Below are 10,028 nucleotides of genomic sequence, written 5' to 3' on the forward strand. Positions count from 1 at the left end.
CCCTCCAGATCACCACCCACCCCGACCCCGACACCACCACCCTCACCATCCACACCCGCCCCGACACCGACACCGAAGACCCCGACACCCCGGCATGGACCCTCCACGCCACCGCCACCCTCACCCACAACCCCACCCCACCCGAGCAGAACCCGCCGGTCGACCACACCGCCTGGCCACCCCCCCACACCACCCCCGTCGACCTCACCCACCTCTACGACCGCCTCACCGACCACCACTACACATACGGCCCCGCCTTCCACAACCTCACCCACCTCACCCACAACCCCGCCACCGGACAACTCCACGCCACCCTCACCCTCCCCGACACCCTCAACCCCACCGGACACACCCTCCACCCCGCCCTCCTCGACGCCGCCCTCCACGCCCTCCTCGCCACCACCCCCGACCTCACCACCACCCTCATCCCCCACACCCTCCACCACACCACCCACCACCCCACCCCCCAACCACCCACCACCCTCCACGCCACCCTCACCCCCACCGGACACACCCCCCACCACACCCCCCACCACACCACACCCACCACCTACCACCTCACCGCCACCACCCCCCACCACCCCACCACCCCCACCCTCACCATCAACCAACTCACCCTCCACCCCATCACCACCGACCAGTTCGGCGGTGGCCGGGGTGATCGTGCGCCTGTGTACGACGTCGTCTGGGCGGATGCCGAGCTTGCGGTGAGCGGTGTGGATCTGGAGCGCGAGGCCGTGGTCTGGGGCGAGGACACGCTCGGGCTCGGGGCCCGCCTGGGGATCGCGGTGACCGGTGTACCGGACCGTGCCGTCCGGTACCTGCTGGTCACCGCGGGACGCGGCGGTGAGGACGGTGCCGCGGCCGAGGCCGGACGGTTCCTCGATCTGGTGCGGGGCTGGCTGGCCGACCCGGCCCGGGACGGCTCCACCCTGGTCGTGGTCGACGGCGGCCCGGGAGCGGAGTCCGGTGCCGAGGAGGGTCTGCGGACCGCCGCCGTGTGGGGGCTGCTGCGTACCGTCGCCGCCGAGAACCCGGGACGGGTCCGGCTCGTGGAGATGGACGCGGACGACGCCGGGAGTCTGGCGGCGCTGCCCCGGGCCCTGGCCTGCGACGAGCCGGAACTGAGGCTCGCCGACGGGCGGATGACCGTGCCCCGGCTGGCCGCGACCGAACCCGACGTCGTCGGCGCGGGGCTGGACCCCGAGGGCACCGTGCTGGTCACCGGTGCCACCGGCGCGCTCGGCAGTGCGGTGACCCGGCACCTGGCCGTCGCGCACGGCGTGCGGCGTTTCCTGCTGCTGAGCCGGCGCGGGCCCGCCGCCGAGGGGGCCGCGGAGCTGCTGGAGGAGCTGCGGGCCGCCGGTGCCCAGGCGGTCCTGGCCGCCTGTGACGTCGGTGACCGTGACGCGCTCGCCGAGGTGCTCGGCACGGTCGACCCGGGGCATCCGCTGACCGGTGTCTTCCATACGGCGGGTGTCCTGGACGACGGGGTCGTGCAGTCGCTGGACGCCGGCCGGCTGGCGCGGGTGTGGCGGCCCAAGGCGGACGGGGCCCGGTATCTGCACGAGCTGACCCGCGACGGTGAGCTGGCCGCGTTCGTGCTGTTCTCCTCGGTCGCCGGGCAGGCCGGCAACGCCGGGCAGGCCACCTACGCGGCCGCCAACACCTTCCTGGACGCCCTCGCGCACCACCGCCGGGCCCTGGGCCTGGCCGCGACCTCGGTCGCCTGGGGGCTGTGGCAGGGCACCGGGGAGCAGGACGGCATGGGCGCGGCCCGTACCGGGCTCGGCGGGCTGCGGGCCCTGACCGTGCCCGAGGGGCTCGCGCTGCTGGACGCGGTCCTCGGTGACCCGCGGCCGTTGCTGGTCGCGGCCCGGTTCGACCTGGCCGGCCTGCGGGAGCGGGCCGAGGCCGGGACGCTCGCCGCCCGGCTGCGCGGACTGGTGCGGCGTTCGGCGGCGCGCGGTGCCCGGGGCGGCGGGGTGCCGCTGTCCGAGCGGTTTTCCGCACTGGGCCGGGCGGAGCAGCTGGAGCTGTGCCTGCGGCTGGTGCGGACCACGGTGGCGGCGGTGCTGGGCCATCTTGACGACAGCCGCATCGAGGACGAGCAGCCGTTCAAGAGCGTCGGGTTCGACTCGCTGACGGCGGTCGAGCTGCGCAACCGGCTGAGCGCCGCCGCCGGCGTCCCGCTGCCGGCCACCCTCGTCTTCGACTATCCGACACCGGTGGACCTGGCCAGGTACCTGTGGCAGACGTGCCGGCCGCCGCAGGCGCCCGCACCGGTGCTCGCCGAACTGGACCGGCTGGAGGCGGCGCTGGCCGCCGACACCGACACCGACGACGGCCTGCGCAGGGCGGTGGCCGGCCGGCTGGAGCGGCTGCTCGCCGAGCTCCTGCCCGCGTCCGGGCGCGCCGCCGGCGAGGAGGCGGACGCCGTCGCCCGCATCCAGGACGCCTCGGCCGCCGAGATCTTCGACCTGATCGACGAGGAGTTCGGGCGCACGGACTGAATCCGCACGGCCCTCGCGCACCCGCCGCGACCGCCACGGCCACCGCCACCGGCCGCAGCCAACCGAGAGAACAGGAAGGCACCATGTCCCACGCACCCTCCACCTGGAACGTGCTCACCGATGACGACCCCACCTCCGTCGTCCTCGCCTGCGACTTCGACGCCACCGGCCGGGCCGAGGCACGGTTCACCGACTTCGTCGCCCACCTCGGCACGGGCCTGACCGTGTGGGAGACCGTCCCGCAGGCCGTCGCCACCCGCCCCGACCTGCCGGCCGAGGCGTACGTCAAGCAGTGGACCGACGAGGTCAGGGCGAGCGGCCGCCGGGTCAGGGCGGTCCTCGGGTTCTGCGCGGGCAGTGTCTACGCCGCCGCCGTCGCCCGCGAGATCGAGGCCCTGCAGGGCGGCTTCCCGCTCACCGTGCTCTTCGACCCCGAGCGGGCGTCGGCGGCCAGCATGTACTGGCAGTTCCACAAGGCCGTCGGCCAGATGGCGCCGACCATCGGCGCGGCCGAGACGGGCTTCGCGCAGGACGCCGGGCAGCGCGCCCAGGAGGACAGCGGGGACCTGGCCGACCTGGCCCGGCACCTGCTCGTGCTCTACCACGCCGTCGCCACCAAGGCCTTCGACAAGCTGGGCATCGACGCCGCCCGCCGGTCCGAACTGACCGAGACCGCCGGGGCGTTCCTGTCGTACCTGGCGACCGCCGAGCAGATCGAGCCGATGCCGGTCTGGGGCCGCTCGACCGTGATCACCTCCGCGACGCCCACCAGCGGCCTGAACGCGCTGCGCGCGCTGCACCCGGGCCGCTACGACGAGGTCGCCGCCGAGGAGCTGCGTTTCGACGTCGCCCACGTCGACCTGCTGCGCACCCCCGCCATCGGCACCGCCGTCGCCGCCCTGATCAGGGACCGCGCCTAGCCCAGGGCCCGCCCACCGCCTGCCTCCCGACCCGTGAAGGAACCCGGAATGCTCACCACTCCCGCCCTGCCGGTGGACGGCCCGGCGCCCGCCCTCGTCGCGGCCAACCGCAAGGAGCAGGCGCTGTGGCTGCTCGAACAGCTCGTCCCGGACAGCGCCGTCAACAACCTCTCCGTCGTCTTCAGCGCCGAGGGCCCGCTGGGGGAGTGGGAGATCCAGCAGGCCCTGGACGCGCTGCTGCGCCGGCACGACATCCTGCGCACGGTCTTCTACGGCACCGCCGCCGGCCTGGTCAAGCAGACCGTGCCCGCCGAGCGGTTCACCGTGGCGGTGGACGGCCAGGAGACCGGCCAGGACGAGGTGGCGCAGCGGATCGACGCGGTGGTGCGCGAGCCGTTCGCGTTCGACGGGCGGCCCCTGGTACGGGCCGCGCACCTCCAGGCCCCCGACGGGGACGTGGTGTGCGTCGTCGTCCACCACATCGTCTTCGACGCGATCTCCTCCGCCATCCTGCTCCAGGAGTTCATCGAGGCCTACGAGGCGGCCTCCGCCGGACTCGGGACTCCCGAGAGCCTGCTGGAGGTCCAGCCGGCGCTGCGCCCCGCCCCCTACGAGGAGCAGAGCCTCGCCTACTGGCGCGAGCACCTGAAGGGCTTCGACCCCCGTGCCCTGGGCCTGTCCTGCGGCACCCAGGACGTCCCCGAGCCCACCCTGACCGGCGACTACGTCCTGCACACGCTCTCCGACAAGGCCCATGACGCGGTACGCCGGCTCCAGCGCGAACTGCGCGCCCCCGAGGCCGTGGTGCTGCTGGCCGCCTACTACCTGCTGCTCGCCCGGCACGGCGCCGGACCCGACCTGGTCGTCGGCTCCCCGGTCAGCGTGCGCGGCCCGCAGGCGCCCCGCGCCATCGGCTACCACGTCAACACCCTGCCGCTGCGGGCGTACGTCGACCTGGCCGCGGGCTTCCGGGACCTGACCGCCCGCGCCCGTGAGGCGTTCTTCGGCGCGATGACCCACACCGACGTGCCGGTCGACGCGCTGCTGCCGGAGATCGAGCACACCGGGGCGACCTGGCGGAACACGGTCTTCCGGCATCTGTTCAACTACGTGCCGGACGCCGGGCCCGAGCACTTCGAGATCGACGGGACCGGCGCCCGGCGGCTGCTGATCGAGAACGGGCACAGCAAGTTCGACCTGGAGTTCTTCTTCTTCTCCTCGCCCCAGGAGATCAGGATCCGGGGCGTCTTCTACACCGAGGTCCTCGGCCGCCGCGACGCCGAACTGCTCGTGGAGCGCTACGACGCCCTGCTGACCGCGCTCGGCGCCGACCCCGACCGGCCCATGGGCGAGGTCTCCGTGCACAGCGCCATGGACACCGCCGTCATCGGCAGGGCCAACGCCACCGGCCGGGCCGTCCTGCCGGGCGGTCTGCCGCGGGACCTCGCCGACAGCGTCACCGCCGCCCCGCACGCGCCCGCCGTGGTCACCGGCGACCGCACCAGCAGCTACGGGCAGCTGTGGGCGGCGGCCCTCGCCGACCGGGACCTGCTCGCCGCCGCGGGCGTGACCCGGGGTTCGGTCGTGGCGCTGGCCGGGCGGCGCGGTCCGGAACTCGCCGCCGCCGTCCTGGGCACCTGGCTGACCGGCGCCGCCTACGTCGCGCTCGACCCCGACCACCCGGCCCGTCGCACCGCCTATCTGCTGGAGGACTCCGGTGCCACCGCGGTCCTCGCCGCCCCCGGCATCGACATCGAGGCCGCGCCGGGCGTGCCGGTCCTCGGCATGGCGCGGGCCGACGGCGTCACCGCCGTACCGTCCGACGACGACCTCGCCGCGGCCCCCGCACCCGACGACACCGCCTTCCTCATCTACACCTCCGGCTCCACCGGACTGCCCAAGGGCACCGTCATCACCCACCGGGGCATCGCCAACGTCATCGCGCACTTCGCCGGCGAACTGCGCGCCGCGCCCGCCGACACCACCCTGTGGCTGACCACCTTCACCTTCGACATCTCCTCCGTCGAACTGTTCGTACCCCTCGTCACCGGCGGCCGGGTCGCCGTGGCCCCGGACACCGCCCGCACCGACGGCGCCGCACTGCACACCCTGCTCCTGCGCCATGACGTGGGCATCCTCCAGGCCACCCCCACCACCTGGCGGACCATCGTCGACGCGGCCGCGGACCGGCTCGCCGGAGTGCGCGGGCTCACCGGCGGCGAACCGCTGCCCCCCGCCCTGGCCCGCAGGATCACCGCGGCCGGCTGCGAACTCCGCAACGCCTACGCCCCCTCCGAGACCACCGTCTACTCCACCTGCGGCGTGGTGCCCGACGCCACCGCCCGCGTCGACATCGGCGTGCCCGTCTCCAACACCGTGGCGTTCGTCGTCGACGAGGCGGGCCGCGAACTGCCCATCGGCGTGCGCGGCGAACTCTGCGTCGCCGGGCACGGCGTGGCCGCGGGCTACCACCGGCGGCCCGAACTGACCGCCGAACGCTTCACCGACCACCCCGTCCACGGCCGCCACTACCGCACCGGCGACCTGGCCTGCTGGCGGCCCGACGGCACCCTCGAACTGCACGGCCGCGTCGACCGCCAGGTCAAGGTACGCGGCAACCGCATCGAACTCGGCGAGGTGGAGGCCGTCCTCCTCGAACATCCCGACGCGGCACGCACCGCCGTCGTCGTCGACGACGCACCCTCCGGACCCGCCCTGGTCGCCTTCCTCGTCCCCGCGGACGGCGCCGAACCCCACGGCCTCGCCGACCGGCTCTGGCAGCACGCCCGTGCCGCCCTGCCCAGCGCGGCCGTACCCCAGGAGTACCTGACCGTGGACGCCTTCCCCACCACCGTCAGCCAGAAGACCGACCACCTGGCGCTGACCCGGCTCGCCGCCCAGCGCCGCCAGGAACGGGCCGGCACCACCGCCGGCGCCGAGGACAGCGACGAACTCGTCGCCGGGCTCGTCGGCCTGTGGCGCGAGCTCCTGCAGCGCAACGACGTCGGCGCCACCTCCAACTTCTTCGCCCACGGCGGCCACTCCCTGCTCGCCGCCCAGCTGGCCCAGCTCGTCGAGAGCCGCTTCGGCACCACACTGCGCATGGTCGACCTCTACAACGACGCCACCCCGCACGGCACCGCCGCCCGCATCCGCGCCGCACAGCACCGCACACCGGCCACCGAGACAGCCCCGCAGAGCGCGCCGGCCCCGGCGACCGATCCGCAAGGAGCGGCACGATGAGCGGCCAGGACCCCAGACTCCTCGAATACCTCAAGCGGATGACCCTCGACCTGCGCGAGGCACGCCGCCGCATCGACGAACTGGAGAGCGCCCGCCACGAGCCCGTCGCCGTGACCGGCATGAGCTGCGCCTACCCCGGCGGCGTCAGCTCCCCCGAGGACCTGTGGCAGCTGGTCGCCGACGGCACCGACGCCGTCGGCCGCTTCCCCACCGACCGGGGCTGGGACCTGGAGGGCCTCTACGACCCCGACCCCGACACCCCCGGCACCTGCTACACCCGCCAGGGCGGCTTCCTCACCGACGCCACCGCCTTCGACGCCGGCCTGTTCGGCATCACCCCCAAGGAAGCCCTCGCCATCGACCCCCAGCAACGGCTCCTCCTGGAGCACAGCTGGGCCGCCATCGAACGCTCCGGCACCGACCCGCGCTCCCTGCGCGGCAGCCGCACCGGCGTCTACGTCGGCGTCATGTACAGCGACTACGGCTCCCGCCTCGCCCCCGCCCCCGACGGATACGAGGGCTACATCGGCGCCGGCAGCGCCCCCAGCGTCGCCTCCGGCCGCATCTCCTACTCCCTGGGCCTGGAAGGACCCGCACTCACCCTCGACACCGCCTGCTCCTCCTCCCTGGTCGCCCTGCACCTCGCCTGCCAGGCCCTGCGCCGCGGCGAGTGCACCACCGCCCTCGCCGGCGGGGTCACCGTGATGGCCACCGCGGGCACCTTCGTCGAGTTCGCCCGCCAGCGCGGCCTCGCCCCCGACGGACGCTGCAAGTCCTTCTCCGCCGACGCCGACGGCACCGGCTGGGCGGAGGGCGTCGGCGTGCTCTACCTCCAGCGGCTCAGCGACGCCCGCCGGGCCGGCCGCCCCGTCCTCGGCGTGCTGCGCGGCAGCGCCGTCAACCAGGACGGCGCCAGCAGCGGACTCACCGCCCCCAACGGCCCCTCCCAGCAGCGCGTCATCCAGGCCGCGCTCGCCGACGCCCGGCTCGCCCCGGGCGACATCGACGCCGTCGAGGCACACGGCACCGGCACCACCCTCGGCGACCCGATCGAGGCCCAGGCACTCCAGGCCGTCTACGGCCACGGCCGCGACACCGCCCGCCCGCTGCACCTGGGCTCCCTGAAGTCCAACATCGGCCACGCACAGGCCGCCGCCGGAGTCGGCGGTGTCATCAAGATGCTGATGGCCCTGCGCAACCAGAGCCTGCCGCCCACCCTGCACGCCCACAACCCGACCGGCCACATCGACTGGAGCGCGGGCACCGTCGCCCTGCTGACGGACACCGTGCCCTGGCCGCGCGGCGAGCGCCCGCGCCGCGCCGGCATCTCCTCGTTCGGCATCAGCGGCACCAACGCCCACGTCATCGTCGAGGAACCACCCCAGCCCGAACCGGCGGCCGGCCCCGCCCCCGGACCGGTCCCGCTCGCCTGGCCGCTGGCCGCCCGCACCCCGCGCGCCCTGCGCGACCAGGCCGCCCGGCTCGCCCCGCACCTCGACGCCCGCCCCGGCCCGCCCCTCGCCGACATCGCCCACACCCTGGGCACCGGCCGCACCCCCTTCGAACACCGGGCCGTCGTCGTCGGCACCGACCGCGACACCCTCCGGCACGGCCTGGCCCGGCTGGCCCGCGGCGCCGGCGCCCCCGGGACCGTGCGCGGCGCCCCCGCCCCCGCGGCCCGCGCGCCGCTGGCCGTCCTCTTCTCCGGACAGGGCTCCCAGCGCCCCGGCATGGGCCGCGCCCTGCACCACCGCTTCCCCGTCTTCGCCGAAGCCTTCGACAAGGCCTGCGCCGCCCTCGACGCCCACCTGGACGTCCCGCTGCGCGAAGTCCTGTGGGCCGCACCCGACTCGCCCCACCGCGAACTCATCGACCGCACCGCCTACACCCAGGCCGGCATCTTCGCCTTCCAGGTCGCCCAGTACCGGCTCCTGGAGGCCTTCGGCATACGCCCGGCCTTCCTCGCCGGCCACTCCATCGGCGAACTCACCGCCGCCCACGTCGCCGGCGTCTGGCCGCTCTCCGAGGCGGCCGCCCTGGTCGCCGCCCGCGGCCGGCTGATGCAGGCCCGCCCGCCCGGCGGCGCGATGCTCGCCGTCCAGGCCGCCGCCGACGAGGTACGGCCGCTGCTCGCCGGCCAGGAGGCGCACATCGCCCTCGCCGCCGACAACGGCCCCACCTCGACGGTCGTCTCCGGCGACCCCGACGCCGTGGCCCGCATCCGCACCCACTTCACCGAACTGGGCCGCCGCACCAAACAACTGACGGTCAGTCACGCATTCCACTCGCCCCACATGGACGGCATGCTCGACGCCTACGCCGCGGCCGCCCGCAAACTCACCCCCGCCGCCCCCGCGATCCCCGTCGTCTCCAACGTCACCGGGACCGCCGCCACCGCACAGGAACTGGCCTCACCCGACTACTGGGTGCGCCACGTCCGCGACACCGTGCGCTTCGCCTCCGGCATCCGCTGGCTCGCCGACCACGACACCGGCACCTACCTGGAAGCGGGCCCCGACAGCGTACTCACCCCGATGGTCACCGAATGCCTCGCCGACCACCCGGGAACCACCCCCGCCGAAGCCGTGCCGCTGGCCCGCCGCGACCAGGACGAGACCACCGCGTTCCTCACCGCACTCGCCCGCCTCTACGTCCGCGGCACCCCCGTCGACTGGTCCGCACAGACCACCGGCCACCCCGCCGCCCCGGCGGAACTGCCCCCCTACGCCTTCCAGCACCGCACCTACTGGCTCGACGCGGTCACCCCCGCCCGACACCACCCCACCCCCGCCCCCACCCTCGCGGACACGGACAGCGGCCCCGCCACACCCCACGACCCGGACGAACCCGGCACCGCCGCCCGCCTGCGCGCAGCCGCCCCCGCCCAACGCCGCCCACTGCTCCTGGCCGTCCTGCGCGACCTGGCCGCCGAGGTCACCGGCGCCGACAGCGCCGCCGACGTACGCCCCGAAGTACCCCTGCTCGACATGGGATTCACCTCCCTCATGGCCGTCGACCTGCGCAACAAAACCGCCGAGGCAACCGCACTCGACCTCCCGGCCACGATCGTCTACGACTGCCCGACCCTCGAATCCATCGCGGAATACGTGGATTCCCTCATCACCGAGAAATGAGGCTCACCGCCATGCCGAAGAAGCAGAATGCCGCGCTGTTCGAGGATGCCGTCGCTGTGGTGGGTGTGTCGTGCCGGGTTGCGGGTGCGGGGAGTGCGGGGGAGTTGTGGGATGTGGTGGCGGCGGGTCGTGAGGTGGTGGGGCCGGTGCCGTCGGGGCGGGGTGATGTGGGGGTTGTGCGGGGTGGTTTCCTGCGGTCGGTGGACGGTTTTGATGCG

The 10,028-nt window shown here is 74.6% G+C and carries 5 protein-coding genes; all 5 read left to right on the forward strand.

The annotated features are described in order from the left end of the window. Nucleotides 1–2,513: type I polyketide synthase (locus IEZ11_RS52155; protein ID WP_189269712.1), on the forward strand; the 2,513-nt coding region annotated here is incomplete at its 5' end. Nucleotides 2,514–2,596: 83 nt separating this feature from the next. Beyond that, nucleotides 2,597–3,433, forward strand: coding sequence for a hypothetical protein (locus tag IEZ11_RS49605; RefSeq protein WP_189269713.1), 837 nt, complete (start codon nucleotides 2,597–2,599; stop codon nucleotides 3,431–3,433). A 48-nt stretch (nucleotides 3,434–3,481) separates the two neighbouring features. Next, the gene (locus IEZ11_RS49610; RefSeq protein ID WP_189269714.1) at nucleotides 3,482–6,676 is read left to right on the forward strand and encodes a non-ribosomal peptide synthetase; all 3,195 of its coding nucleotides are present in this window, start codon (nucleotides 3,482–3,484) and stop codon (nucleotides 6,674–6,676) included. Next, a complete protein-coding gene (locus IEZ11_RS49615) occupies nucleotides 6,673–9,810 on the forward strand; it encodes a type I polyketide synthase (protein WP_189269715.1) in 3,138 nt (1,045 codons plus the stop codon). The genes IEZ11_RS49610 and IEZ11_RS49615 overlap by 4 nt, the downstream gene beginning before the upstream one ends. Nucleotides 9,811–9,821: 11 nt before the next feature. Beyond that, nucleotides 9,822–10,028 (forward strand): beta-ketoacyl synthase N-terminal-like domain-containing protein (locus IEZ11_RS49620; RefSeq protein ID WP_189269716.1); only part of this gene is annotated, 207 nt, incomplete at its 3' end.

The sequence above is a fragment of the Streptomyces fuscichromogenes genome, from assembly GCF_014645815.1.
GTDB lineage: Bacteria > Actinomycetota > Actinomycetes > Streptomycetales > Streptomycetaceae > Streptomyces > Streptomyces fuscichromogenes.